The 231-nt window shown below is 50.6% G+C and carries 1 protein-coding gene; it reads left to right on the top strand.

Annotated elements, in window-relative coordinates:
• Positions 1–231 (top strand): CDP-alcohol phosphatidyltransferase family protein (locus BTV98_RS13420; RefSeq protein WP_143505798.1); only part of this gene is annotated, 231 nt, incomplete at both ends.

The raw sequence follows: 231 nt of genomic DNA, 5'->3' as shown, positions 1-231 counted from the left end.
AAGCCGATACTAGCCCCTGTGGTAATTGTATTGCACAAACGCGGCATTACGGCTGATCAACTCACGGTAGCGGGCTTTTTAATCGGCATGTTAGCCTTACCATTACTTGCGTTTGAGCTTTGGTATGGCGCACTGGCAGCGATTGCGCTGAATCGTATTTTTGACGGTCTTGATGGCGCGCTAGCTCGCCATGCACAGCAAAGCTCAAGCGCAGGCGGCTACTTAGATATT

Origin of the sequence: Psychrobacter sp. Cmf 22.2 (genome assembly GCF_001921745.1) — a bacterium.
In the GTDB taxonomy this organism is placed as follows: Bacteria; Pseudomonadota; Gammaproteobacteria; order Pseudomonadales; family Moraxellaceae; genus Psychrobacter.
Note: the sequence above shows the minus strand (reverse complement) of the source record. Positions and strands in the feature narration are given on the sequence as shown.